We start from the raw sequence: 26,821 nt of genomic DNA on the forward strand, positions 1-26,821 counted from the left end.
GTTTTAATAATATATAAGGTATGGGTAGCAATAGCAAAAAATGGTTTTCTTTAAATTTAGGTAAGAAGGAACAAGAACCTTCGGGGGCTTGTGGCTGCGGAAAAACGGCTGGAGGATGTGGATCCCATTCAGAACCTCCTCAAATGACAGATGAAGAATTTGCAGAAGCGGCTATTAATGCTTCCATCGGAGAAGAGCGTACCAAAGATGGATTTGATCAGGTGTTTGAGGTTAAAATGGACAGACGTACAGCTTTTAAAAAGCTAACGGCTAGTTTATTGATTGGGGCAGGAGCGGTTAGCACATCTTGTAGTGTGGTTAGTGGTGAGGAAAGTAAGGAAAAAGCGCAAATAGATTGGGAAGAACAATTTAAGGGCAACTATAAATTGATGGATGATAAGGAGAAGAAAGGTACTGTAGAAAGATTGATGCGTTCGTATGAATTGAGAACGGGAAAAAATATTAGTATGTCTTCTAAAAATGCCGAAGACGATGTCCTGTTTGGTTATGCTTTCAACATTTCAAAGTGTCAAGGCTATATGGATTGTGTGAATGCCTGTGTTGAGGAAAATAACCAAGATAGGGATTCGCAAATGCAATACATCAGGATCCATGAAATGAAAGACGGCAAAGGTTTTAATTTTAATGAAGCCGATGATAATTATTACCATGAAGTTCCTGCTGAAGGTCATTTTTATATGGGAACACAATGTTTTCATTGCGATAATCCACCATGTGTTGAGGTGTGTCCTGTATCGGCAACATGGAGAGAGGACGATGGTTTGGTAGTGATAGATTATGATTGGTGCGTGGGTTGCCGCTACTGTATGGCTGCTTGCCCATATGATGGCAGGCGCTTTAATTGGAGCAAACCAGAAGTGCCAGAAACGGAAATCAATAAAAACCAACATTATTTAGGAAACCGAATGCGCAAAAAGGGTGTGATGGAAAAATGTACATTTTGTGTACAACGTTCCAGAGCTGGTAAAAACCCTGCTTGTGTTGAAGCGTGCCCAACTGGCGCCAGAATTTTTGGAAATTTATTGGACCCAGATAGTACCATTAGATGGGTTTTAGAAAATAAAAAGGTATTTCGATTGAAAGAAGATTTAGGTACGGAGCCTAAGTTCTGGTATTTTATGGACTAGTTGGCAAATAGTTATGCAGATTGCGGACTGAATACTGGTTATTGCGTACTAACCCCCGTTAGGGATTGAACGGTCTGTTTGAGCTCCCCGACGTAGGAGGGAGCGAGTAGTGAAAGCCCGACCCTTGTGGTAACGCCCAAATGAAAATATAGAGTTTTTAATAAAATTTATATGCGACGATTAAAAGTTTTTAAAAGTTTAGTAATTGATAGTGTGGACGCTATTACTCACGGTTCTAAAAAATACCACATTTGGATGGCATTTTTAACTTTTATAATGTTAGTTGGTATGTATTGTTATTCTATCCAGCTAGATCAAGGGTTAAGTGCAACAGGCATGTCAGATAGAGTGAGCTGGGGCTTATATATTTCCAATTTTACATTTTTAGTTGGTGTTGCGGCGGCTGCAGTAATGTTAGTAATGCCTACTTATGTACTTAAAGATATTGATTTTAAACAAGCCGTTTTAATTGGTGAAGGATTAGCAGTAGCAGCACTAATTATGTGTTTAGCATTTGTTATTGCTGATATGGGAGGACCATCGGTGTTGTGGCATATGATACCGGGTATTGGCGTGTTTAATTTTCCGAATTCGATGCTGACCTGGGACGTATTGGTACTTAATGGCTATCTGTTTTTAAACATTACTATTCCATTTTATATTTTGTTCAGACATTACCAAGGAAAGGAATCTAAGGCGAGTGTTTATGTTCCCGGAGCAATTTTATCTGTGTTTTGGGCCGTTGGAATTCACTTAGTAACTGCATTTTTATACCAAGGGTTGCAAGCGCGTCCATTTTGGAACAACGCTTTGTTGGGACCTCGGTTTTTAGCTTCTGCATTCGCTGCGGGACCTGCGTTGATCATTTTGGTATTGGCCATTATTAGAACACATACCGCCTTTAAAATTGAGGATAAGACCATCAAAAAAATAGCAATGGTGGTTACTGTTGCTGCCCAAATAAATCTGATTATGTTGATTTCAGAATTGTTTAAAGAGTTTTATGCGCCAACACACCATAGTGAAAGTGCATATTATTTATTCTTCGGATTACATGGAAAAAATGCATTGTTACCTTGGATTTGGACAGCTATACCGTTGAATGTTTTAGCAACTGTTCTATTGACATTCCACAAACTTCGGAATAATTTTAAAGTCCTATTTTTCTGTTGTTTTATATTATTTATCGCCATTTGGATTGAAAAAGGTTTCGGATTGATTGTTCCCGGTTTTATACCAGGGCCTTATGGTAAAATAGCTGAATACACACCAACAGGTATTGAAATAGGGGTAACTCTTGGTATTTGGGCCATGGGAGCATTTGTGTTTACCATACTGGCAAAAACAGCAATTGGTATTGAATTGGGGAAACTTCGGTATAAAAAATAGATCTTTTATTATAATTTTGATATTAGAGAAAGTCAAAAAAAGGAATTGATTAATTTTAGTAGCCATTTTTTGAGATGTTCTCAAAACTAAGCTTCTATGTTTTAAAACTAAGTATTATTACGTATTTTTGATATTGAACTTAATACGTAATGCAATCGACTTCTGCTCAAAATAAATTAGATTCCAAAACTGTTATTGCGGGGACTTGTGCAGTCTGTAAAAGTGCCAGCTGCTTGATCCATAACAATTCAGAGTTACTTTTTAATTCCGAACTTCCTCAGAGCAGCACCATCTTAAAATGTAAAAAGGGACAGCAGCTTATCATGGAGGGCGCTCCTGTTAATGGGCTTTTCTTTATAAAAAGTGGCGTTGTAAAAGTGATCAGAACAGGCATTAACGGGCGTGAACAAATTGTACGTTTTGCAAAACCATGTGAAATTATTGGTCATCGTGGGTTTGGCACCCAAGAGTACTATTCTATTGGAGCTATAGCCCTGACAGACTCCGAGTTGCATTATTTCTCAAAAGAACATCTCCAATACACACTTTTGAATAATCCAAAGTTTACCTATGACATGATGTTGTTCTATGCTAACGAATTGAACAGAAGTGAGAACAAAGTAAAATCCATCTCGCAAATGACGGTTCGGGAACGTGTGATTGACACCTTATTATACATACACCGAAAATTTGGGGATTTGAGAGGGTTTCTTAATTTACCGCTGAGCAGAAAAGAATATGCGGATTATGCAGGCACCACAGAGGAACAAGTTATTCGCATTTTTTCAGCATTAAAAAAAGAGAACCTTATTTTCGCTAAAGGAAGGAAGATTGGTATTACGGATGTTCAATTATTAAAAAAGGAGATTAGCGAACATAATTATTTCCTTGATACTTAAACTGAGCGGGGTATTTTTTAGCGCTTATTAATTTCTATTATTTATTCATTTTTCTCGATTACGTATGCTTACGTATAAGCTGGGTACGCTTTTAAAATACTGAAAATAAATGTCTTGCTTTTTAAACCTGTTTAATAGCAGGTTTTTATATGTCAAAAAAAGAGGTTTCAATATGGTATTCATCATAAAATAGAAGTCAACCTACTTATATATTTGCCCTGTGTAAGTATTAATACTTAGATTAATTAAAAAACAATTCAATTATGAAATCTCTACTAAAAAGAACAACTTGGGTTTTACCCGTTGCAGTTTTATTATTCTCATGCGGAGGAAATGACAAAAAGAAAACAACTACAGCGGAAGTTGTAGCAGAAAAATCAAAAACGATAACATTAGCTATTGAAAAGCCACAATTAACGTTCGGTTTTATCAAATTAACCGATATGGCACCATTGGCCATTGCAAAAGAAAAAGGGTTTTTTGAAGATGAAGGTTTATTTGTGTCTGTTGAAGCACAATCTAACTGGAAAAATGTGTTGGACCGTGTAATTGATGGCCAATTGGATGGCTCTCATATGTTGGCGGGTCAGCCCATTGCTGCTGGCGCAGGATTTGGGCGTCAAGCAGCATTGGTAACTCCGTTTTCAATGGATTTAAATGGCAACGGTATTACCGTATCAAACGATGTTTGGTCCAAAATGAAACCAAATGTGCCAAAAGATGCTGACGGAAAACCAATCCACCCTATTAAAGCAGACGCCCTAAAACCTGTTATTACAGACTATAAAAACTCTGGAAAAGCTTTTAAAATGGGGATGGTATTTCCCGTTTCTACGCATAATTACGAAATTCGCTATTGGTTAGCTGCTGCAGGCATCCATCCGGGTATGTACACAGCAGATAACGTACAAGGGCAAATTGATGCTGAAGTGTTGCTGTCTGTAACACCTCCGCCACAAATGCCAGCAACCCTAGAAGCAGGAACTATTTATGGGTATTGTGTAGGAGAGCCTTGGAACCAGCAAGCCGTTTTTAAAGGTATTGGTGTGCCGGTTGTGACAAATTATGATATCTGGAAAAACAACCCAGAAAAGGTATTTGTAATGACAAAGAAATTTGTTGAAGATTATCCAAATACCGCGGTCGCTGTGACAAAAGCATTAATTAGAGCTGGAAAATGGTTGGACGAACCTAGCAATAGGGCAGAAGCTGTGAAAATATTAGCCATGTCTCAGTATGTTGGTGCGCCAGAAGAAGTATTGGCAAATTCTATGACAGGTACGTTTGAATTTGAAAAAGGCGACAAACGTGACATGCCAGATTTCAATGTGTTCTATAAATACAATGCAACATATCCGTTCTACTCTGATGGTATTTGGTTCTTAACGCAAATGAGAAGATGGGGACAAATTCCTGAAGCTAAAGCGGCAGATTGGTATGCAAATACAATTAAAGATATATACAGACCGGATATCTGGACTAAAGCAGCAAAGCTTTTGGTTGAAGAAGAACAGATTCCCGCAGGAGATATTCCAACGACAGATGGTTACAAACCGGCAACTACCGATTTTATTGATGGAACATCTTATGATGCTAAAGATCCGATTGTATATATCAACAGCTTTAAAATTGGAAATAAAGACAAAGCTGTACAGTAAACATTTTAAAATATGTGGTGCTGAACTCGTTTTAAATCCTATAAAAATGAGATACTGAAAAAAGTTCAGCACGACAAAAAAATAGAGAAAGATGAAGTTAAGTATAACATTGGAAAAAGCGACCAAATTTGTGGGGTTAGGCTTTTTAAGCACACTAAGAGACTTATTTACTGGGAAGCTAGAAAAGGAAGATTTTAAAAATTTTCTACGTAAAGTGATTGTACCGCTTGCTTCCATTTTATTATTTATTGGCTTGTGGCACATGGGCTCAAGGAGTTTGTATAATATTGAAGCCGAATTTAAAATTGAAAAGGCTTTAAATGACCAAGGTCCTGCGGCAGCCGAAGCACTTCGTACTTGTATTGAATCTGGAGATTCTAGTTGTCAGCCAAATACGTTACCATCGCCCAGTCAGGTTTGGAGTTCGTATCAATCCTTATTAAGGGACCATAATATTATTAGTGCTGATAAAGCGGCTTTTATTGAAAAAACGGCGGCGCTAAATGAAAAACGTATAGCGGAAGGTAAAGACGCGATTACCTACACAGGACGACCATCGTTTGTCGATCAAATTTTTAGAAGTTTGAAAACGGTTTTTGCTGGATTTTTACTCGCATTATTTATTGCAGTGCCTCTTGGAATATTTATAGGATTGAGCCCCACTTTGAAAAGTGCGTTTAACTGGTTCATTCAAATTTTTAAACCCGTATCGCCCGTAGTTTGGTATTTATTGGTGTTTATGATTGTAAAAACGTTGTTGATAGATTCTAATGAGGATAGTTCGTTTACCATATCTTTTATAAGTGTTGGTTTATGTTCTATGTGGGCAACTTTGGTCAATACGGCCATGGGAGTTTCATCTGTAGATAAAGATTATATAAATGTGGCGAAAGTATTGAAGCTCGGAAATTTCCAAAAGATTTTTAAAGTGGTCCTGCCATCATCTTTACCGTTAATTTTTACGGGGTTGAAAATTACCTTATCGGTAGCGTGGATGGTCTTGATTGCCATTGAATTATTGGCACAAAGCCCAGGGTTGGGACTGTTTGTTTGGGAGGAATTCCAGAATGGTGCGAACGACTCGAATGCAAAAATTATCGTTGCCATGTTTGTAATTGGCATCATTGGTTTCTTGTTGGATAGATTGATGTTAACGATTCAGAATTGGGTAAGTTTTGATAAGACGGGTGCCATTTGAAAAAGACGGAAGACGGTTGACGGGAGACGGGAGTTAACGTTGTGGAAATGAAAAAAGATGGAAGCTTGAAGTTGTGAGTTTGAAGTTTAGCTTTTTGTGGACAAAAAGAATAAACTAATTGGAGTAAGCGTTACCTCCTTCGGAGGGGTCAGGGAGGCTTCCTCGTCGGGCAGCCCCAAAAAAATGATAAATATAAAAGTTTGAAGGTTGATAACTTTAGGTGTTGGGAAGCGCTAAACTTTTAGACCATTAAACTTCTAAAACAAAAAAGAAATGGCATACTTAGAATTAAATAATATTTATAAAACGTACGAACAGGACGGGAATGATACCGAGGTGCTTTCGAATATTAATTTGTCCATTGAAGAAGGCGAATTTGTAGCAATTGTGGGGTTTACGGGGAGTGGAAAAACCACATTGGTAAACTTGATCAATGGTCTTTTGGAGCCCACAAAAGGGGAGATTTTGTTTAAGGGTGAGCCGGTGCAGGGAACGAGCCATGAACGCGGTGTGATTTTTCAGAATTACTCATTGTTGCCGTGGTTAACGGTAGGTCAGAATGTTTATATGGCGGTTAAAGAGGCGTTTCCGAAGAAAAGTAAAACGGAGTTGAATGCCATTGTTGCGGCGTATGTGGAGATGGTGGGTTTAACGCCTGCAATTACTAAACGCCCCAAGGAATTATCGGGCGGGATGCGCCAACGTGTAGCGGTTGCCAGAGCTTTGGCGATGAAACCTGAAATGATTATTATGGACGAACCGCTTGGTGCTTTGGATGCCTTAACCCGTGGCAATCTTCAAGATGAAATTTTAAATATCTGGGGAAAAGATAAGCGTACGGCGTTATTGATTACCAATGATGTGGATGAGGGAATTTATATGGCAGATCGTATTATTCCATTGCGTCCAGGGCCAAACGCGACCTTGGGCCCTGAGTTTAAAATTGACCTCGACAGACCGAGGGACAAAACCGAAATGAACGATAACCCGAATTTTAAGAAAACGAGAAATGCCATTATCGAATATTTAATGGATATTGGAGATGAGCGGAAATCACAAGCTAAAGAAGAATTTGTGCTTCCGGAGTTGACTCCGAAAGATTTTGTTAACCGATTTAAATAAGTGTCAAAATGAGTACTATAATTGAAAACAAAACGAAAATTATTACAGATATGCGTTTTCCTTCGAATGAAGTGATGCTGGATTTAAAAGATTTAAAGAAGATATATCCAACACCAAAAGGCGATTACGTGGTTTTGGAGGACCTGAATCTTCAAATTAGAAAAGAGGAATTCGTCACCATTATTGGGCATTCGGGCTGTGGTAAAACAACGATGTTATCTATGATAGCAGGATTGAATCCGATTTCTGGCGGGAATATTTCAGTATTGGGAAAACATATTAAAGGGCCTGGGCCAGATAGAGGCGTTATTTTTCAATCACCTAGTTTAATGCCCTGGATGACGGCGTTGCAGAACGTGATGTTGGGGGTAAATCAAGTATTTCCGCATGCCACAAAAGGACAACGCAACGACATTGCGAAGTACTATTTGCAAAAAGTCGGTTTGGAAGAGGCGTTTAATAAGCGTGCTTCGGAATTATCCCAAGGAATGCAACAACGTGTTGGTATTGCTCGTGCTTTTGCCATAAAACCGAAAGTATTATTGTTGGACGAACCTTTTGGTATGTTAGATTCTTTAACACGAGGGGAGCTTCAAGATATTTTGATTGAAATATGGAATAAGGAAAAAATTACTGCGGTTATGATTACACATGATGTAGATGAGGCTATCTTTTTAGCAGACCGCGTTGTGATGATGACCAGTGGTCCAAAAGCCAAAATAGGCGATGTTTTAGAGATTGATTTTGAAAGGCCTCGAACAAGAAAAGCAGTATTGGAACACGACGATTATTATACATACAGAAAACATTTGATCGACTTCCTGGAGCATTAAATTAAAAAAACACAAAATATAATTCATCTTTAAGGTCATGAAACATGAGAAATATCATAATCTTAGGATAGTTACAACTATATATTTGCATTAAAAAAATCATAAAACAAGAATTATAAACAATAAAATAACTAATAGTAAATCAAACTTAAAAACAAGTAAAATGAGAAAACAATATGTATTGATAGGCCTGATGGCATTGATGATTCAATTTGCACAAGCGCAATTTACACTAGACGGAGAATTTAGGCCACGGGCAGAATACCGTAACGGATTTGGAAGTATTATTCCAGATGCTGCAGAACCTGGTTTTTCTACCGCCACTAGAGTGCGATTAAATACAGGTTATAACACAGAGGCTTATAAATTTTATTTAAGTATTCAGGATGTTTTTACTTGGGGCGAGAACAGACAGATAAGAGTTGTAGATGATAACAACTCTTTCGCAATTTTTGAGGCTTGGGCAGACATTAATTTAGGGTCTGGCTGGTCAACAAAACTGGGGCGTCAATCTATATCTTATGATGATCAGCGTATTATGGGCGGATTGGATTGGGCGCAACAAGGTCGAAACCATGATGCCGCACTTATAAAATACAAGAAAGACAAATTTGTGTTAGACTTTGGTTTCGCTTTTAATCAAGATTTTGATAATATGCCTGCCAATGTAAGCGGGTTTACGAATGTTGGAAATGAATATACCGAAAACCCAGGGTTCTTTTCGTATAAAGCGATGCAGTATGTATATGCGAAACAAAATTGGGGAAGCTTTTCGGGAAGTTTATTGGCATTGAACAATGTGTTTCAAAACTTTGATGTAGTTGCTGGAGAAAGAGTTTATGCAGGAAGTGGTGTAAGTAGTTTGCAAACCTTGGGAACGCATCTTGACTATAAGTCGGGTGCATTTGGTGCAGCTGCCAATGCTTTTATTCAAACTGGAGAGCGTGTAAATATGGTTTCTGTAAAAGGCGCCTATTTGGTGGGGTTAGACCTAACTTACAAAGCATCTCCGAAAGTTGGTTTAGGTGCAGGTATTGAAATTATTAGTGGAAACGATGGTGGAGCAGGAGAAACTGGAGCCTTCTTTCCGTTATACGGTACTAACCACAAGTTTAATGGATTTATGGATTATTTCTACGTAGGGAATCACGCAAATTCTATTGGTTTAGTTGATATTCATGTAAGTGCCAACTTTAAATTAAGCGAAACCTCTAGTTTAATGGTAAAAGCTTTAAACTTTAGTGGCGAACAAGATTTGCCAAGCGGAGAGAATGCTTTAGGAACAGAAGTGGACATTGTATTTAAGAAGGCATTTAAGGGTTATGCTTTAGTTGCTGGGTATTCGCAAATGTTTGCTAGCGATGGGATGTATGAGTTAAAGAATGTTTCTAAAAGTGCTGCGGCCGATGTGCAGAATTGGGGTTGGGTCATGTTGGTAATCAAACCTAAATTTATTAACTAAATACTTTTATTGAAACGTTTTATAATGTAATTAATGAATCCTGCCTTGGCGGGATTCTTTTTTGCAATAAATTTTAACTCGTTGAAACGTACTGTTTACTCATCCAGAAGTATCGTTTAATAAAACTAGATTTTTTGTTTTACTTGTTATTTCTAGTTTCGAGAGAACAAAAAAACAAATATCATGGAACAAAAATTCAATCTTACAATTAGTAAACCGTGTTCAGAAAAATTCAGTCAGTTTAAAGAAACATCAACGGGAGGATTCTGTAGCTCATGTCAAAAAAATGTTATTGACTTTAGAAAAATGAGTGATGAACAATTAATCAAACATTTTAAAAACAATGACCAAAATACTTGTGGGTATTTTAATTTTTCCCAGTTAAAAGATTATTCATTTTTCAACGAACCACAAAAAACTTCAAACTTTAAATATTTAAGAATTTTTAGTTTAACGTTTTTTTCAATGCTATCGCTTCATACTATTCAAGCTCAGGATAACACACCTAAAACGGAAATTGTTCAAGAGTTGAATACTAATAAAAGTGATACTAATAAGAAAGTTGTTGCACAAGACGGATTGCTAACTGGAATTATTTCAGATGAATCAGGACCGCTTCCTGGGGCTAATATCCTTTTAAAAGGAACAAGTACAGGGACATCTGCTAATTTTGATGGCGAGTTTACGTTTCCAAAGGCATTAAAAAAAGGCGATGTTTTACTGGTGAGTTATTTGGGTTTTGAGACTAGAAAAATTGTTATTAAAGAAAATCAAACTATTTTAAATGTTATTATGCCAAGTAGTTCCTGTGTTTTAATGGGAGAAGTAGAAGTGAGTACTATTTATAAATCTAAACGCTCATTTTGGCAAAAACTAAAAGGTATATTCTAATGAAACTATTTCTTTATATATTCTTTTTATTTCTGAGTTCCACAATTGAAGCTCAAAAATCTGATTTCAAATATATCAATTTTGAAAAGGCAGATAGTATAGCCAATTTATATAAAGGTGAAAGACTCTGTAATCTACCGTTATTAGCTTACAAGCTTTCTAATAATTTGAATACCCAAGTCGAAAAATTTAGAGCCATCCATACTTGGGTGTGTTCAAATATTGAGAGCGACCATGGGTTTAGTGAAAAAACCATTAGAAAACGTAAAAAATTTAAGAATGATAGTATTGCATTTTCTAATTGGAATACTCAAGTAGAAGCTTGGGTTTTTGACAGACTCTTAAAAGATAAAAAAACAATATGTTCTGGATATGCTTATTTATTGAAGGAGTTGGCGTCTTTAGCCGATATAGAATGTGTGATTGTGAATGGTTACAGCAGAACTGTAAATACAAATGTTGAAGCCATCGATATTCCCAATCACTCGTGGAATGCGGTTAAATTAAATAATAAATGGTATTTGGTAGATGCTACCTTAGCTAGTGGTTACTTTTATATAAATGAAAATATATTTGTTAAAAATTATAATGATGGTTATTTTCTAGCATCACCGGAATTATTCTCTAAAAACCATTATCCTCTCGATAAAAAATGGCTATTACTAAATGATACATTAACGATAAATGAGTTTGTAAAAGCACCTTTAATTTATGGGACCACTTATAAGTTTGGTGTTATGCCTATATTACCAGAAAAACTTGTCACTCAAATTTCGGTTCATGAAGAAGTTTTATTCAGTTTGAAAACATCTTATAACATGGAAACTGATAAGATATGCTTGTTTATTAACAAAGGTTTTAAAAATGAAAAGATTAAAGTTTTAAATCCTGAAGACAAGAATAATCACAAATTTAAATACCGTTTTTCTAAAAAGGGAAATTATGATGTTCATATTAAGATAAATAATGATGTTGTCGTATCTTACACTATAATTGTTGCAAAGCCTAAAAAAAGCATATTATAGAATTCTTAATTTATTATTCAATCCCAAATACATTTCTTACATTTAAGCAGAAATAAAAAAATATGCTTAAAAAAGTTTTTGCTAGTGCCGTTTTTGGTGTAGAGGCTTCAACTGTTGTTGTTGAGGTAAATGTAGATAAGGGTGTAGGTTACCATCTTGTAGGTTTGCCTGATAACGCCATTAAGGAAAGTAATTTTAGAATTGCGGCAGCACTTCAGAATAATGGCTACAGAATCCCAGGAAAGAAGATTATCATTAACATGTCTCCCGCAGATTTACGAAAGGAGGGTTCCGCATACGATTTAACGTTGGCCATCGGAATTCTAGCGTCAACAGGTCAAATTAAAGCCGAAGATTTAGATAAATACTTGATTATGGGAGAATTGTCGCTTGATGGCGGTTTGCAGCCCATAAAAGGCGCGTTACCTATTGCCGTTAAAGCTAGGGAAGAAGGTTTTAAAGGTTTTATTCTACCTGCGCAAAATGCTAAAGAAGCTGCTATTGTAGATGATTTAGAAGTTTATGGTGTTGAAACTATTGAACAAGTCATTAATTATTTTGATAAAGGTGAACCTTTAGGGCAAACCATAATCAATACCAGAGAAGAATTTGAAAAGAATCTGGATTTTCCAGAGTTTGATTTTTCAGATGTGAAAGGGCAAGAAGGTATTAAGCGTTGTATGGAAATAGCAGCTGCTGGCGGACATAATATTATTTTAATAGGCCCTCCGGGAGCAGGAAAAACAATGTTGGCCAAGAGATTACCAAGTATTTTACCGCCGATGACACTACATGAAGCTTTGGAAACCACAAAGATACATTCAGTAGTTGGTCGCGTAAAAGATTCAGGATTGATGGCGCAGCGTCCGTTTAGAAGTCCGCATCACACAATAAGCAACGTCGCACTTGTTGGCGGCGGCAGTTATCCGCAACCCGGGGAAATTTCTATGTCGCACAATGGCGTTTTGTTTTTAGATGAATTACCCGAATTTAAACGTGAAGTTCTTGAGGTTATGCGTCAACCTTTGGAAGATCGGGAAGTCACGATTTCCAGAGCAAAGTTCACGGTAACCTATCCATCGTCGTTTATGTTAGTGGCGAGTATGAACCCGAGTCCGAGTGGTTATTTTAATGATCCAGATTCCCCTATAACATCAAGTCCTGCGGAAATGCAACGCTATTTAAGTAAGGTTTCTGGGCCGTTGTTGGATCGTATCGATATTCATATTGAAGTGACACCTGTTCCTTTTGATAAACTATCTGATGATAGAAAAGGGGAAACCTCTGTTGAAATTAGAAAACGTGTTACTAAAGCCCGGGAAATTCAAACCCAACGTTTTGAAGACTCTGATAAAGTGCATTATAATGCCCAAATGAATGTGAAACAAATTAGAAAACATTGTGTTTTAGATGATGCTTCCAAAGAGCTTTTAAAAACGGCTATGGAACGCTTGAATTTATCGGCTCGGGCCTATGATAGAATTTTAAAAGTTTCAAGAACGATTGCAGATTTGGAAGGTGTTACCGATGTGAATGGGTCTCATATTAGTGAGGCTATTCAGTATCGTAGTTTGGATAGAGAAGGGTGGTTGGGTTAGAACAAAAGAATATGGCTCAAAGTCGGGAGACTTTGCGGAGCGAGGCACTAGCGCATACAAAACTGGCAGAACTACTTCATCGAAAAAGGCTGCCCTGTACTCTGTAACACCCCAAACCACAACCCACTTTCCATATCAATCTTTTTTCGCTTTTTGGTAACATCCGTGATGGGTAGGTACACGAATCTTTTGTGAACGCTTCCCACTACAAAATTTGTTTTTCCTGCCATGGCCCCGTGAACAGCGTGATAAGCCAAACGGTTGCAATAAAGACTATCGTTAGCATTTGCGGGAGCACTTCGGATGATATAACTAGGGTCAATATATTTTATGGTTGTCTTCATCTTAATACCATCAAAGTATTCCTTGATTTTCTGCTTGAGCAATAACCCAATATCCTTGTGCTGAATGTTACCCGAAGCGTCGGTAATCTCGTTATTTTTAGTTTTAAATAAATGCTGGCCTGCGCCCTCAGCGACAACAATGACAGCATGCTTTTTCAATTGCAGTCTTTTTTTTAGATTTGCAAGGAATCCGTTCTCTCCCTCCAATTCAAAATCCATTTCTGGTACAAGCACAAAATTTACGACTGGCATTGAAAGTGCCGTTGAAGCCGCAATAAATCCACTATCCCTTCCCATTAATTTTACAATGGCCATTCCGTTGTAAGCGCCATCTGCTTCGTTATGAGCATCTCTAACAATTGGGCAAGCCACGTCAAAGGACGTTTCAAAACCAAAGGATTTGTCAATGATATCAATGTCATTATCAATGGTTTTTGGGATTCCAGCGACTGCAATTTTTAAGCCTCTATTAATAATCTCAGTGCCAATGGCGTTAGCGCCTTTCAAAGTCCCATCGCCACCAATGGTAAATAATATATCGATTTTATTATCCACAAGGGTATCAACCATGAGAGATACATCCTGATTCCCCCTTGAAGACCCCAAGATCGTCCCGCCAAACTCGTGGATATTCTTGACTTTATCTGGTGTAAGTTCAATGAATTCGTGACCACTTTCAGGATTCAATCCCTCAAAACCGTAGGGAATACCGATAACTCTTTTTATGCCATAAAAATAATGCAGCGCCATAACCAAACTGCGAATGACGTTATTGATACCAGGGCAAAGTCCGCCACAAGTCACAATAGCAGCGGTAGTATTCTCGCCTTCAAAAAAGACCTTTTCCCGAGGTCCAGAACGTTCATACGAGTCTGGAAGCATGCCGTCTTTCAAGGTAGCATTGAGATTTTTCAATTGGACATCTGCCAGAATTCGTTCACTATCTTCAATGAAATTAAAAATGTTGTCGCCTTTGATTTTGCTTAAATGTATTGGGGACGTTTTTGTGGGTTCGCCCAAATTGGATATTCTAAAATTGTTGTTCTTTTCCATATCAGAAGGATTTAAATATATAGAACTCATCTTAATTTTTTGTTTTTAATCGAATCCCGATATATCGGGGTATTCAGATTAGTTAATTTTTGAAAGGCATAGACCCGTCGTTTCTGGGCTACGGATAATAAAAGTAGCGAAATATGAGCGAATTTAAGCCATTTTTTAGGGAATAGAAAAAGTTAAGATGAGTTCATAATAAAAGAAATACCAAAATAACATAAAATCAAGAAACTTGAAAGCACCTGACTTACAATTAAACATTTCTTAATACATCCCGCTCCGCAAAGTCTCCCGACTTTGATGGAAATTAAAATTCAAAAACAAAATAAGAAGCAATTATAATACAGTAAAAATTCCCAGCTATTTCTGGTTTGCTCTAGCGCTTCGTCTCTGACGAGTGCCCTATCGAGTGCATCGTCCTAAAATTTGTATATTATACATTTGTACCGTTAAGTACCTATCGGTTTTACGACTCACTTTCAAAGCCCAGTCATGATAAGGAAAATTATTTTGATATCTGTATTTGCTTCATTTCTATTCAATTGTGAAAAAGAACTTCAAAATGCAGATAGCATCGTTCAAAAATCCATATTGGTTTCTGGCGCCGAAATGTTACAAAATTCCAAAATAGCATTTGAATTCCGCGATAAGCAATATTCAGCAACGAGACACAACGGACAATTTGCGCTCTCAAGGTTAATTATAAAAACATCCGATTCAATTTTTGACGTATTGGACAACAACGGTTTTAATCGTTATATAAATGGTGAAAGGATTAAGTTGGCAGATTCTACGGCTTTAAAATATAGCGCTTCCGTTAATTCTGTGCATTATTTTTCTGTATTACCTTATGGTTTAGATAGTAAAGCTGTCAATAAATCTTTTTTAGGAACAACCAAGATAAAAGGAATGGAGTACTATAAAATTAAAATCACTTTTAATGAAGATGGTGGTGGCGAAGATTTTGAAGATGTGTTTATCTATTGGATCCATACCAAAACCTTTAAAGCTGATTATTTAGCCTATTCTTATTCCGAAAACCATGGTGTGGGCTTACGCTTTCGTGAAGCCTATAACGAACGTTTTATAGAAGGTATCAGGTTTGTGGATTATAATAATTACAAACCTAAGGCTGATGATGCAGTTTTAGAGCATTTAGATTCTAAATTTGAAAATAACGAACTAGAATTACTTTCAAAGATTGAGTTGGAAAATGTATTGGTATTGTTATAAGCAATGCTAATCTAAAGGATAGGGATTGAAGCGGCATCCTTTTTTAAGACCAATATGCACTAAATTTAGCACAGAAAATAAATTAAACAGATTGCCACAGTCGTTCCTCCTTCGCAAAGACGCTTAAAAAAGACCAGGTCGGTAGGCAGGTATAGTGGAAAGCCCGACCGCTCCCGGTAGTTATCAGGATCGGGTTATCGCCCAAAAATTTTCAAATAGAAGAGAGCAGACCCTTAACGTAAAGTTCTGAAAAACATTCAAGTACTCTAAAAATCTGTAAACATAAACTCGCATATTTGAAATAAATTCTATAAATTTGGAATACAGCCAAAAAAAATAAGCATTATGCAAGACAAACAGATAGAAGTTATTCTGAATCCAACTTCCGATTTTTTTGATGAAAATGATTCACGATGGGCACAACAAAAAAATTTACTTGTAAGCGATCTACAAGGGAGAGCTACAAAAGTAGAAAAAAGGATAGAGCCAGTAGAGGGCATGAAAGGCGGACTGGAAACCTTAATTATCACACTTGGGCCCGCAGTAATAACAGGAATAGTAGATGTAGTTAAAGCATGGTTATCAAGAGATAAATCTACCAAAATAGAATTGTCAGCAAACATCAACGGAAAGATGGTGTCATTTACCGCAGATGCAAACGGTTTAGACAAAAACATGCTAAAAGAGTTTCTGCAACAAGCCATAGAAAAAGCGTCATGATATGAGTGTTACCTATAAAGCCATACTTGTAGGGAACAGTGAGTTTCCTGAAGACCCCCATGGTTTGCCCAAACTTAATGGTCCGGTAAATGATGTCAGGATATTAAAACAGGCACTTTGTAATCCTGAAAAAGGATTGTTTGAGGAAAAGAATGTTACTACGCTCTTAAACGCTACCTCAGCAGAAATTCTAACTGCATTAGAGCAGTTCTTCAAAAACTTAACACATAATGACCAATCGTTATTTTATTATAGCGGGCATGGGTTACAAGATAGAATGAGTACATTATATCTGTGCGCTAAAAACTCAAAGAAAGATTCCCCAATCTCTACAACAATTCCTGCTAGCGTAATCAACAGGCTAATAGAAAATTATGCGCCAAGAAAGCATGTTTTAATTCTCGATTGTTGCCACAGCGGAGGGTTTAAAGGCGGGGAATTATCACGAAAGTTACAGGCTACAGGTCGGTTTGTAATGACTAGTTCAAGTTCTATGGAATTAACGGTCGATTCAGATAACCCAAATAGCCCAAGTCCATTTACAAAATACCTTCACGAAGCGCTATTATCTGATAAAATCAATAGAAATGAAGAGGGTTATGTGAGTAGTGATGACGTATATGATTATATTTCACCACTAATCTATGATGAAACCAAGCAAAGACCTCAAAAACAAGCTGGAGGTGTTGGGAGTCTTCCACTTTGTAAAAGAAAACTTATACCCAAAAAGAAATTAGAGGAGATAAATGAAGAATATAAAACAATTAACATGGGCGTCGGGAAGCCAAGGCTGAACGTATCTCAGGAAAAAATTTACCATATTGGTGTTGGATTCGATGAAACTCTGCACGATGAAACTATCGATGTGTTTAATGAAGGGAGCGGTAAATTAGATTGGACAGCAACCTGTAAAAGTGATTGGATAGAGATTAAAAAGCATGATACCTATATTCAACTAAAATTTACTCCAAAAGCGGGTATGAACCGTGGCAGTATTCACGTTAAGGATAAAAATGGATGTGGATCAAAAACAATACCTGTAACCATTGAAAAGTTAAAAAAACCATCTCCAAAACTGCCAGAACCTGAAATAGCAAATAATACCCATAAAGAAAAGCAAGAAGCACATCTTTTAAAAGATGATTTTCCAACCTCACCAGCTAAACTCTTGGCTACTTTTAAGGATGTGAAAATGAGGCATATCAATCAAGCAAAAGCCATTGTAGATAACTCTGAACAATCTGGTACAATCAAGGTGCTTTCAAACAGCATAGAATTTGTTGGAGACATTAAAATTACCATAAAAGATATTGATGTATTGGACTATTATCCGCAAGATATAAATCCAGGATACACATATAACTACATGGGGATTTCAGGTCATTACGATGGCGTTAAAAAAATGATGTATTTTTATTGCTTTAGTTGGTTTGGCGCAGGACAAACTTGGAAAATGGCGGAACAGATACATAACTTGATCAAGAATAAAAGATTGTCAGTCGATAAAAATTTCAAAACACATATTAACACTAATCAAACAAACCAAAGTAGTGCCCCAAACATTCAGCCACCAAAAAAGCCCACACCTCCGCCTCAGCAAAATAACATCTACATGCCGGGGTCTTGGAACATTTACATTTATCAATTTGGGCAACAAATATCTTATTTAAATCTATATTTTAATGTTGGAGGTGCTTTAAGCGGCACCCAGCAAAGTGCAGATGGGTTTTCGCAAATAAAAGGTACATGGGGCTATAATCCTCACAACAAATTGTTAACGTATAATGTCATGGTTTATCTTATGAACGGCGCGATACCAGACCGTGGAAGTGTGAGCCTACAGGTAGAGCCGAACGGTAATATATCTGGTACAGATCTTCTTGGCAGACGCTGGACATTACAAAAAACTGGAAATTAATTGATGCGTTTTTATGTTTTCTGGTTAGGAGAATGGTACGGTTTTCAAAAACTAGTTGTGGCAAAATAGCTAGATTGAAAAGTTAAGTTAGCGCCAAGTTACAAACTTCGCAGAACGGGTCGTAATAAATGTTTTAGAAGCTTTAAAAGGAGGTTTACAAGGTTATTGGTCAAGACACATAACATCAGAACATTGATTGGTTTATAAATACGAAAATGATGAACTATTGATAGCAGCTTGTCGCTATCATTACGGAAAATAAAATGCACTCTTCGAAGTATAACATATATATAAATAAAAAAGGATAGTACACCCTGGGGTGTACTATCCTTTTTTTCTCTAAATATCAAAAAAATTGGTTTAAAACTTCACCGTTTCAGGCTTTATCTTAGAACTCAAAGGGACCAAATAAAAGGAATAACTATAACTTCCCGGAGCAATTAAAAATGCCTCATGTGGTTCAGCATTTTTACTCCAAGTATCATCACCACCAACGCCCATTTGTTTTAAATCTATATTTACACTTAATGTATTGCGTTCTGTCAATTCATTTAAATGTTTTGCTTTTTCTAAATTCATGGTGCTATACGCTTGCACACTAAAGCTTAAATTATCTTCGCCTTTTACTAAAACACCTTTTGAAGCATTATTTTGTAATTTAAACCAACGTGTATCGGTATGGTTTCCGTATTCTTCAGGAACAGGATACATATAACTCATGGTTTTCGCATTCCCAGAATATAAGCCCACATGCGCACCAGACATTCTATCTTGGTAATTTGGTTCTGGACCTCTACCGAAATAAGTTAGGTTTTTGTACGTATCTGAAATATCAAATTGCATCCCGATTCTTGGAACATTAGGTGCGTTTTCGTCGATATTAGCCGTATAGTTTACTTTAACCGAACCGTTTCCGAGAATGGTGTATTTTAATTGTAATTCTGTTTTAGGGTTTTCAATACTACCATTTACAGCAACAACTACTTTACCTTTTTCATTTGAAGCGACTTCAACTTTACTAGGTACAAAATTAGCCCCCGCTGTCATCCAATCGCGTTCAGATTCTTGCTTTTTAGCACGTCTATAAGCAATATCGTTTTCAGTTTCTGCGCGCCAAAAATTAAGTTTTAATGGCGAATTAAATAAGGTATTCCCATTCGATTCAAAAGATGAAATGTATCCAGACCCTTTATCAATTTTAAGAGCGATGGATGCATTAGAAATACTAATTTCCTCTGTAGTATCAACTACGTTTAAAGTAGCATTACTCGTCATTGGTTTTGCTTCTTTAACAGTATAATCGAGTTTAAACTGTTCGGTAAATACCAAATACCCTTTACTTGCCCAAAGTGTATTTTCTTTTAAATGCCCGTTTATAGAAATATGATATTCGCTACCTGCTTTTAACTTTGGTTTTTTTAAGTCTATTTTAAGTGTGCTGGTTTCAAATGGTTTTGTGTCTAAACTATTTAAATTACCCTTTTGGATTGTTTTTCCATTTTCGGTCAATTCCCATTTCAAATCATAACCCGATAAATCAATAGCATGATGACGGTTTAATATTTGAAAATCTCCGCTTTTAGCATCATCAGTAGAAATAGCAACAGGTTGGTTTACTTTTTTACATTCGTAAGTTGCAGGTTTTGGCGTTCTATCTGATGCAATAATTCCGTTTAAGCAGAAACTATTATCATTGGGTTTATCGCCAAAGTCGCCTCCGTAGGCAATAAATTCTTTTCCATTTTCATCTTTTGTAAGTATGCCTTGGTCAATCCAATCCCAAATATAACCCCCTAAAGCGCGGTCGTTTTTATAAATCATATCCCAGTAGGTTTTCATGTTTCCTGTGGAATTTCCCATAGCGTGGGCGTATTCACATAAAATCACAGGGCGTTTATCAAAATCATCTGTACTGTCAATTAAACCTTGAGTACCAGAAGCCGTAAAATACATGCGACTCAACATATCTACCCATTTAGGGTCGGTTGGGTTTCCAGAGTTTTTTGAAAAGTAATTTGGTTTGTAACGCTTATCGGTAGCATCGCCTTGCGCACCTTCATAATGAATAAACCGCGTAGGATCGAATTCTTTGATCCAACCCGACATCGCTGCATGGTTTGGCCCCATTCCAGACTCGTTACCCAAACTCCAAAACACAATGCTCGGGTGGTTCTTGTCGCGCTCTACCATTCTAATGGCGCGTTCTAAATAGGCAGCTCCCCAATCTGGCACGTTGGATAATTGTCCGCGGGTACCATGGGTTTCCAAGTTCGCTTCATCCATCACATAAATGCCATAGACATCACATAAATCATAAAAATACGGGTCGTTAGGGTAGTGTGAGGTTCTTACGGCATTAAAGTTGAATTGCTTTAAAAGCTTCACATCATCCTCAATATTTTTTCGGGTTAATGCCTTACCATTGATTTGGTCGTGATCGTGACGGTTTACACCAATCATTTTCACAGGATTTCCGTTCACTAAAAAGCGTCCTCTATCATCAATTTCAAGACTTCTAAATCCAACTTTTGTGCTGGTATGTTGTATGGAATTACCCTTATCATCTTTAAGTTCAAAAAGGAGAGTGTATAAATACGGATCGTCTGAAGACCACTTTCTAGGATTGGGAACTTCAGTTTTTATTAAACCAAATTCTACATTATCTCTTTGAGGATAAAATTCGCCTAGAATTTTTCTTAGTTTTATGGTGTTTTCATCTCCAATGGTTTGTCCATCGGCATCAACTAATTGCGTTGTTAACACCCAGTCATCAACAACGGTTTTCAATGGGTTGCCTCCAAAATGCCCTATTTTTTCAATGTACTTATTTGGAATATTAACCGTGATTTCTGGTCTTATCTGTAATGAAGCATCCTTATAATTTTCATCCAAAACCGTTCTAACCGTAAAATCTGAAAGTCTCACTTTTGGTAATGCTTGTAAATACACCTCGCGTTCAATACCGCTCATTCTCCAATGGTCTTGCGCTTCTAGGTAACTGCCATCTGCCCAACGATATACTTTTACCGCCACTTTATTATCGCCATCAACCAAATGTTTTGTGATATCAAATTCAGAAGGCAATCTGGTGTCTTCGCTATAACCAACAAATTTTCCGTTTACCCAAACGTAGTAGGCAGAGGAAACGCCACCAAAGTGAAGAATCACATCTTTATCTTTCCAAGACGCTTCAAATTTGAAGCTTTTAATATAATGTCCCACAGGATTGTCGTGATGGTTGATTTTTGGAAAATCACTAAAAAAAGGATAAGTTGAATTGGTGTAAATAGGAATACCGTAACCTCGCATTTCCCAGTTTGACGGTACATCTATAGTTTTCCAATCTGTACTATCAAAATCATTTTCCTGAAAATTATCCGAAGCATCGGCAGGTTTTGCTACCCATTTAAATTTCCAATCGCCGTTTAAAGATGTATAGTTTTTCGAATTCTCACGAACATCGGTCTTTGCTAAATCTGTAGTTTCATAAGAATAAAACGTAGCTCTTGCGGGCAATTTATTAATCTGGTTTACATGGGGATTTTCCCAATCATTCTGTTGGGAAAAAAGAGATAGCGTAGTGGTAATGAACAATATTAAAGTGGTCGTAAGTGGTCTCATCTATTCGTATTGTGAGTTAAATAATTATTTTTCTAATAATGGCTTTTACAAATATATTACTATATGTTGTTTTAATCTTGGTAATGCAATTTTATAACATAACAGTTGTCTATATTTATACAACAAATGCTCTAATTGGGGGAATATAAAATGTTAAGGGAGTAAATATTTGGCAATTCTTTTGAGGTAAGGTAAATTTAGCATGTCGTTATTTTTAAAACATTTTTATGAAACAGAGCGCTTTTATTATCATAACCTTAATAGTATTTGCATGTAATTCTTCAAAAAAGGAAGAAGTAAACATTCAAAGTTCTGAAGTTTCGTCTCATATGAATTCAGAAATTAGTATTGATGTGCCTAAATTAGATTTAGAGCAAGCGAATAAACTGGCCGCTTTACCATTGCATTGCGTAAATACGGAATACCCAAACCGTTTATCCCAAACTTTGGGTGGTCCTGAAGATTTAAAATCGCCAACAACATTACATCCCGCATTTTACGGGTGTTTCGATTGGCATTCGGCAGTTCACGGCCATTGGAGTTTGGTAAGTTTGTTGAAGTCGTTTCCTAATATTGACAATGCGGATGCTATTAAACAAAAACTGCTCAATAACATTTCAAAAGAAAATATAGAAGCCGAAGTTGCCTATTTTCATGGGAAACATAACAAATCTTATGAACGCACCTATGGCTGGGCATGGTTGCTAAAACTGGCAGAAGAACTCCATACTTGGGATGATGAAACTGCAAAAAAACTGGAGGCAAACCTTCAGCCTTTAACAGATTTAATTATGGAAAACTATATAGAATTCTTACCAAGATTAAATTACTCACTTCGTGTCGGTACACATACAAATACGGCATTCGGGCTCTCATTTGCTTATGATTATGCTGAAACTTTAAACAATGAAGCTCTTAAATCTGCTATTTCCGATCGCGCTAAGTTTTTCTTTATGAACGATAAAAACTGCCCTATGTCTTGGGAGCCTAGTGGTACAGATTTTTTATCGCCATGTTTAGAAGAAGCGGCTTTGATGAAACGGCTATTGCCAATTGAAACATATAAATCATGGTTGGATGAATTTCTGCCACAATTAAAAGATAAAAATTTCACGTTGGAAGTTGGTATTGTTTCCGATAGGAGTGATGGGCATTTAGTGCATTTAGATGGCCTGAATTTTTCCAGAGCGTGGAGTTTATTGAAAATAGCAGAGGACTTGCCCGAATACCATCATCTTAATGATATTGCATACCAACACATCAATTATTCCTTGCCAAGTATTTTTGGAGATAGTTATGAGGGCGGACATTGGTTGGGGAGTTTTGCCATATATGCCTTGAATTCAGTTTCAGAATAATAGTAAAAACTTTGTTAAAGCTAAAAGATACATCCTATAATTACTTAATAAGTTATATTTTTAGGGCTATAATTACAATAATCCATAAAAAATGAAACTGTATTCAAAGTTTTTAGCAAGTTTATGCTTGTTATTGACAACCTTTGCCTTTGCTCAAAACCCTTTAATCAACTTTCCTGCAATTAGTCCAAACGGACAATCTATAGCCTTTAATTATCAAGGGGATATTTGGACAGCGACCATCAATGGACAAAACCCAAAACGATTAACCGTTCATGAGGCATATGACACAAGACCAATCTGGAGTGCCGATGGTAAATCCATTGCATTTATTAGTGAACGCTTCGGTAATAATGATGTTTACCTGATGCCAGCATCTGGTGGAGCGCCAAAACGATTAACGTATCATTCTGCTTCGGATGTCATCACAGATTTTACGGCTACTGGCACTATACTTTTTTCAACACGAAGAAATTTTGTTCAGGTTGAGCGTGAGTACGAAACTCATATTATAGATGAAAAAGGAGGGACACCTAAACGTTTTTTGGATGCTACCGGTTTTGATGCTAATGTATCTCCTAATGGTAAATATGTAGTCTTTGTAAAAGGAAGTTGTAGATTAGAAAGAGAAGCCTATCAAGGGCCCGCCAATAGGGATTTATGGTTGTACGACATTAAAAATGATAGTTACACGAAGTTAACCGATTTTGACGGGAACGATTTTTATCCGCAATGGGGCGATGATAACACCATTTATTTTCAATCTTCAAGAAGCGGAAAATATAATGTACACAAATTGACTATTAATGGTTCAGGCGAAAAACAAGGCACTATATCACAAGTCACTAGTTTTAAAGATATGGGGATTTTTTCATTTCAAATTAGTAGAAATGGAAACGATATTGTGGCAACCAAGGGTAATCAAGTATTCGTTATTAATGCAGCAACAAAAGCACAAAAGGAAGTGAATATTAATTTGGCTTCAGATTATAGATTCTCCCCTGTGGTTCATAAAACTTATACCGATAAAGTAAGTGATATCGCAGTTTCGCCTAATGGAAAATATGCAGTAATCAACATGCGAGGCGAGTTGTTTATTAGGGAAACTTCAAAAGATAAAAAACGAACTGTAAATATTTCAAAATCTTCCTTTAGGGAAAGTGATGCTACATGGTTGAATGATAGCACACTTGTTTTTATTTCTGATAGGGATGGACAAAAGGATATTTATCTCGTAAAATCAAATAATGAAAAGGAATCTGATGTATTTAAAACCTTAAAGCATAAAATTGAACGATTAACCAATACTGAAGACGACGAAAGCAATCTAAAATTAGCACCAAGTGGAACATCTTTGGCATATAATGTTGGGAAAGGTAAGTTAGTTGTAGCAACTATTGATGCTAAGGGGAAGTTATCTAATCAAAAAACTTTACTGGACGGTTGGGCAACTCCGGGTGGTGTGGCATGGTCTCCAGACTCGAAATGGTTGGCTTATAGTTTAAGTAATTTAGATTTTAATACTGAAATTTATATTCATAAGGCAGATAATAGTACAAAACCCGTTAATATATCTATGCACCCAAAACAGGACAGAAGTGCGGTTTGGAGTCCCGATGGCAAAAAATTAATGTTTTCTTCCAACAGAAATAATAGTGACTATGATGTTTGGTTTACGTGGTTAACTAAAGCCGATTGGGAAAAAACCAAAGAAGATTGGGATGAAGAAACTGAAGACGATTCAAAGTCTAAAGAGAAGAAAGATAAAAATGATAAATGCAATAAGGAAAAAGAAAACAAAGATAAAAAAGAAAAAGTAAAAAATGTGGTTATAGATTTTGAGGATATCCATGAGCGCCAAGTACAAGTTACCGCTTTTGTTGGTGGGGAATTTGGTCAGTTATTTTCAAAAGATAGTAAAACCATATATTATACTACTGGAAATCGGAGTAGAGGAAATCCTAAAGTAGAATCTGATCTATTCAAAATAAAATGGGATGGAAAAGATGTAAAGGGATTAACCTCTAAAAACAGTAAACCTTCCAATATTACTGCCGATAAACAATTTACAACTATATTTTTAACGAAAGATAAAGGCAGTCTGTCACGTATCGATGTATCAAATGATAAAATAGAAGCATTACCGTTTTCCGCAAAACTAAATATTGATTACAATACCGAATCCCAACAAATTTTTAATGAAGCTTGGAAAGCTATTAATGATGGTTTTTACGACCCTAATTTTCATGGACAAGATTGGAATAACCTCAGAAAGAAATATGAACCTTTAGCATTAGAAGCTTCTTCCACACGAACAGATTTTCAGATGGTGTTTAATTGGATGTTGGGGCAAATAAATGCGAGCCACATGGGGCTTTACAAAGTAGAGACCAGAGAAGATATTCAAAAAGAAACCACAGGTTTATTGGGCATTGAATTAGAACCAACTTCAAATGGAAATTTAAAAGTGATGTCTGTAGTCCCTACCATGCCAGGAGATAGAAGCACAAGTAAGTTTTATGTAGGTGATATTATTACGGCTGTTAATGGTATAAAACTTAATAAGGATATAAACGTTTATCGTTTATTGGAAGGTACTTCAAATGAGAAAATTTATGTTGAGGTAAATAGAGGTGGTAATTCAAAAGAAATTGTTATCCGACCAAAAAGCAGTAACAGCGCAGAAAATTATAAAGCATGGGTTAAAGAGCGACAGCGACTTACCGATAAGTATTCAAATGGCAGGCTAGGTTATATTCATATTCAAGGTATGAATTGGACAAGTTTTGAGCGTTTTGAGCGCGAATTAACAGCCGCGGGATTAGGAAAGGAAGGCATCGTAATTGATGTGAGGTTTAATGGAGGAGGCTGGACAACCGATTATTTGATGGCGGTTCTTAATGTGAAGCAACATGCCTATACCGTTCCAAGAGGAGCTGCTGAGAATTTAGAAAAAGAGCATACTAAATTCATGGATCATTATCCCTTTAGCGAGCGCTTACCTTTAGCATCATGGACAAAACCATCCATAGCTTTGTGCAACCAAAATAGCTATTCTAATGCTGAAATTTTTTCGCATGCCTATAAAGCTTTAGGTCTTGGAACTTTAGTTGGAGTGCCAACATTTGGTGCTGTTATTTCAACGGGAAGTACCAATTTGATAGATGGCTCTTACGTCAGAATGCCCTATAGAGGTTGGTATGTTAAAGAAACACAATCTAATATGGAATTGGGACCAGCTGTTCCAGATATTATAGTTTATAATAACCCAGACGATAAAGCAAAAGAAAAGGATACGCAGTTAAAAAGAGCGGTAGAGGAGTTGCTGAATCAGTTAAAATAGTACGA

18 protein-coding genes are annotated in these 26,821 nt (G+C 36.6%); 16 read left to right on the forward strand and 2 right to left on the reverse strand.

The genetic code is table 11. The annotated features are described in order from the left end of the window. Positions 1 to 20 precede the first annotated feature (20 nt). The 11 genes from ABXQ82_RS03490 to ABXQ82_RS03540 all read left to right on the forward strand — a co-directional run bounded on the left by ABXQ82_RS03490 (position 21) and on the right by ABXQ82_RS03540 (position 13,223). Positions 21 to 1,148 carry a 4Fe-4S dicluster domain-containing protein gene (locus tag ABXQ82_RS03490; protein ID WP_367054906.1) on the forward strand — a complete coding sequence of 376 codons (1,128 nt, stop codon included), beginning with the start codon at positions 21 to 23 and terminating at the stop codon, positions 1,146 to 1,148. A gap of 171 nt (positions 1,149 to 1,319) precedes the next feature. Continuing rightward, positions 1,320 to 2,537 (forward strand): sulfate reduction electron transfer complex DsrMKJOP subunit DsrP, encoded by a 1,218-nt coding sequence (gene dsrP / locus ABXQ82_RS03495; protein WP_367054909.1) that lies wholly within the window; start codon positions 1,320 to 1,322, stop codon positions 2,535 to 2,537. A 149-nt stretch (positions 2,538 to 2,686) separates the two neighbouring features. After that, positions 2,687 to 3,436, forward strand: a complete 750-nt coding sequence (locus ABXQ82_RS03500) for a Crp/Fnr family transcriptional regulator (RefSeq protein ID WP_367054912.1) — start codon at positions 2,687 to 2,689, stop codon at positions 3,434 to 3,436. Between the two features lie 263 nt (positions 3,437 to 3,699). Then, complete coding sequence (locus ABXQ82_RS03505) at positions 3,700 to 5,094, forward strand: CmpA/NrtA family ABC transporter substrate-binding protein (RefSeq protein ID WP_367054915.1); 1,395 nt, start codon at positions 3,700 to 3,702, stop codon at positions 5,092 to 5,094. A gap of 91 nt (positions 5,095 to 5,185) precedes the next feature. Then, the gene (locus ABXQ82_RS03510) at positions 5,186 to 6,292 is read left to right on the forward strand and encodes an ABC transporter permease (protein ID WP_367054918.1); all 1,107 of its coding nucleotides are present in this window, start codon (positions 5,186 to 5,188) and stop codon (positions 6,290 to 6,292) included. A 273-nt stretch (positions 6,293 to 6,565) separates the two neighbouring features. Beyond that, positions 6,566 to 7,414: an ABC transporter ATP-binding protein gene (locus tag ABXQ82_RS03515; RefSeq protein WP_367054921.1), complete on the forward strand. Its 849-nt coding sequence runs from the start codon at positions 6,566 to 6,568 to the stop codon at positions 7,412 to 7,414. An 8-nt stretch (positions 7,415 to 7,422) separates the two neighbouring features. Next, entirely contained in the window at positions 7,423 to 8,247 is an 825-nt protein-coding gene (locus ABXQ82_RS03520) for an ABC transporter ATP-binding protein (protein ID WP_367054924.1), read from the forward strand. 163 nt (positions 8,248 to 8,410) lie between these two features. Beyond that, complete coding sequence (locus tag ABXQ82_RS03525) at positions 8,411 to 9,709, forward strand: alginate export family protein (protein WP_367054926.1); 1,299 nt, start codon at positions 8,411 to 8,413, stop codon at positions 9,707 to 9,709. A gap of 183 nt (positions 9,710 to 9,892) precedes the next feature. After that, a complete protein-coding gene (locus ABXQ82_RS03530; protein ID WP_367054929.1) occupies positions 9,893 to 10,600 on the forward strand; it encodes a carboxypeptidase-like regulatory domain-containing protein in 708 nt (235 codons plus the stop codon). Further along, on the forward strand, positions 10,600 to 11,625 hold the full coding sequence (locus tag ABXQ82_RS03535) for a transglutaminase domain-containing protein (protein ID WP_367054932.1): 1,026 nt from the start codon (positions 10,600 to 10,602) through the stop codon (positions 11,623 to 11,625). Before ABXQ82_RS03530 ends, ABXQ82_RS03535 begins: the two co-directional genes overlap by 1 nt. A gap of 62 nt (positions 11,626 to 11,687) precedes the next feature. Beyond that, complete coding sequence (locus ABXQ82_RS03540; RefSeq protein WP_367054935.1) at positions 11,688 to 13,223, forward strand: YifB family Mg chelatase-like AAA ATPase; 1,536 nt, start codon at positions 11,688 to 11,690, stop codon at positions 13,221 to 13,223. A 71-nt stretch (positions 13,224 to 13,294) separates the two neighbouring features. On the opposite strand, the gene ABXQ82_RS03545 is transcribed toward ABXQ82_RS03540, so the two are convergent. Beyond that, positions 13,295 to 14,650: an ATP-dependent 6-phosphofructokinase gene (locus ABXQ82_RS03545; RefSeq protein WP_367054938.1), complete on the reverse strand. Its 1,356-nt coding sequence runs from the start codon at positions 14,648 to 14,650 to the stop codon at positions 13,295 to 13,297. Between the two features lie 465 nt (positions 14,651 to 15,115). Here ABXQ82_RS03545 and ABXQ82_RS03550 point away from each other — a divergent pair, with 465 nt between their 5' ends. The 3 genes from ABXQ82_RS03550 to ABXQ82_RS03560 all read left to right on the forward strand — a co-directional run bounded on the left by ABXQ82_RS03550 (position 15,116) and on the right by ABXQ82_RS03560 (position 18,494). Continuing rightward, complete coding sequence (locus tag ABXQ82_RS03550; protein WP_367054941.1) at positions 15,116 to 15,856, forward strand: DUF6503 family protein; 741 nt, start codon at positions 15,116 to 15,118, stop codon at positions 15,854 to 15,856. Between the two features lie 345 nt (positions 15,857 to 16,201). Then, positions 16,202 to 16,576 carry a hypothetical protein gene (locus tag ABXQ82_RS03555; RefSeq protein ID WP_367054944.1) on the forward strand — a complete coding sequence of 125 codons (375 nt, stop codon included), beginning with the start codon at positions 16,202 to 16,204 and terminating at the stop codon, positions 16,574 to 16,576. A 1-nt stretch (position 16,577) separates the two neighbouring features. Continuing rightward, positions 16,578 to 18,494, forward strand: coding sequence for a caspase family protein (locus ABXQ82_RS03560; RefSeq protein WP_367054947.1), 1,917 nt, complete (start codon positions 16,578 to 16,580; stop codon positions 18,492 to 18,494). Positions 18,495 to 18,854: 360 nt separating this feature from the next. Here ABXQ82_RS03560 and ABXQ82_RS03565 read toward each other — a convergent pair whose 3' ends face one another. After that, the gene (locus tag ABXQ82_RS03565; protein ID WP_367054950.1) at positions 18,855 to 22,115 is read right to left on the reverse strand and encodes a glycoside hydrolase family 2 TIM barrel-domain containing protein; all 3,261 of its coding nucleotides are present in this window, start codon (positions 22,113 to 22,115) and stop codon (positions 18,855 to 18,857) included. 227 nt (positions 22,116 to 22,342) lie between these two features. On the opposite strand from ABXQ82_RS03565, the gene ABXQ82_RS03570 reads away from it, so the two are divergent. Both ABXQ82_RS03570 and ABXQ82_RS03575 read left to right on the forward strand, forming a co-directional pair. Beyond that, positions 22,343 to 23,473 (forward strand): DUF2891 domain-containing protein, encoded by a 1,131-nt coding sequence (locus tag ABXQ82_RS03570; protein ID WP_367054953.1) that lies wholly within the window; start codon positions 22,343 to 22,345, stop codon positions 23,471 to 23,473. A gap of 91 nt (positions 23,474 to 23,564) precedes the next feature. Beyond that, positions 23,565 to 26,816, forward strand: coding sequence for a S41 family peptidase (locus tag ABXQ82_RS03575; protein ID WP_367054956.1), 3,252 nt, complete (start codon positions 23,565 to 23,567; stop codon positions 26,814 to 26,816). Positions 26,817 to 26,821: the final 5 nt, after the last annotated feature.

Source organism: Algibacter sp. 2305UL17-15 (genome assembly GCF_040720935.1).
Classification (GTDB): domain Bacteria; phylum Bacteroidota; class Bacteroidia; order Flavobacteriales; family Flavobacteriaceae; genus Jejuia.

Excerpts from the sequence above, each read along its gene's own strand:
- ABXQ82_RS03565 (WP_367054950.1), bottom strand. The coding sequence starts at position 22,115 with ATGAGACCACTTACGACCACTTTAATATTGTTCATTACCACTACGCTA.
- ABXQ82_RS03545 (WP_367054938.1), bottom strand. The coding sequence starts at position 14,650 with ATGAGTTCTATATATTTAAATCCTTCTGATATGGAAAAGAACAACAAT.
- ABXQ82_RS03540 (WP_367054935.1), top strand. The coding sequence starts at position 11,688 with ATGCTTAAAAAAGTTTTTGCTAGTGCCGTTTTTGGTGTAGAGGCTTCA.
- ABXQ82_RS03570 (WP_367054953.1), top strand. The coding sequence starts at position 22,343 with ATGAAACAGAGCGCTTTTATTATCATAACCTTAATAGTATTTGCATGT.
- ABXQ82_RS03520 (WP_367054924.1), top strand. The coding sequence starts at position 7,423 with ATGAGTACTATAATTGAAAACAAAACGAAAATTATTACAGATATGCGT.
- dsrP (WP_367054909.1), top strand. The coding sequence starts at position 1,320 with ATGCGACGATTAAAAGTTTTTAAAAGTTTAGTAATTGATAGTGTGGAC.
- ABXQ82_RS03490 (WP_367054906.1), top strand. The coding sequence starts at position 21 with ATGGGTAGCAATAGCAAAAAATGGTTTTCTTTAAATTTAGGTAAGAAG.
- ABXQ82_RS03575 (WP_367054956.1), top strand. The coding sequence starts at position 23,565 with ATGAAACTGTATTCAAAGTTTTTAGCAAGTTTATGCTTGTTATTGACA.
- ABXQ82_RS03500 (WP_367054912.1), top strand. The coding sequence starts at position 2,687 with ATGCAATCGACTTCTGCTCAAAATAAATTAGATTCCAAAACTGTTATT.
- ABXQ82_RS03525 (WP_367054926.1), top strand. The coding sequence starts at position 8,411 with ATGAGAAAACAATATGTATTGATAGGCCTGATGGCATTGATGATTCAA.
- ABXQ82_RS03505 (WP_367054915.1), top strand. The coding sequence starts at position 3,700 with ATGAAATCTCTACTAAAAAGAACAACTTGGGTTTTACCCGTTGCAGTT.
- ABXQ82_RS03550 (WP_367054941.1), top strand. The coding sequence starts at position 15,116 with ATGATAAGGAAAATTATTTTGATATCTGTATTTGCTTCATTTCTATTC.
- ABXQ82_RS03560 (WP_367054947.1), top strand. The coding sequence starts at position 16,578 with ATGAGTGTTACCTATAAAGCCATACTTGTAGGGAACAGTGAGTTTCCT.
- ABXQ82_RS03510 (WP_367054918.1), top strand. The coding sequence starts at position 5,186 with ATGAAGTTAAGTATAACATTGGAAAAAGCGACCAAATTTGTGGGGTTA.
- ABXQ82_RS03535 (WP_367054932.1), top strand. The coding sequence starts at position 10,600 with ATGAAACTATTTCTTTATATATTCTTTTTATTTCTGAGTTCCACAATT.
- ABXQ82_RS03515 (WP_367054921.1), top strand. The coding sequence starts at position 6,566 with ATGGCATACTTAGAATTAAATAATATTTATAAAACGTACGAACAGGAC.
- ABXQ82_RS03555 (WP_367054944.1), top strand. The coding sequence starts at position 16,202 with ATGCAAGACAAACAGATAGAAGTTATTCTGAATCCAACTTCCGATTTT.
- ABXQ82_RS03530 (WP_367054929.1), top strand. The coding sequence starts at position 9,893 with ATGGAACAAAAATTCAATCTTACAATTAGTAAACCGTGTTCAGAAAAA.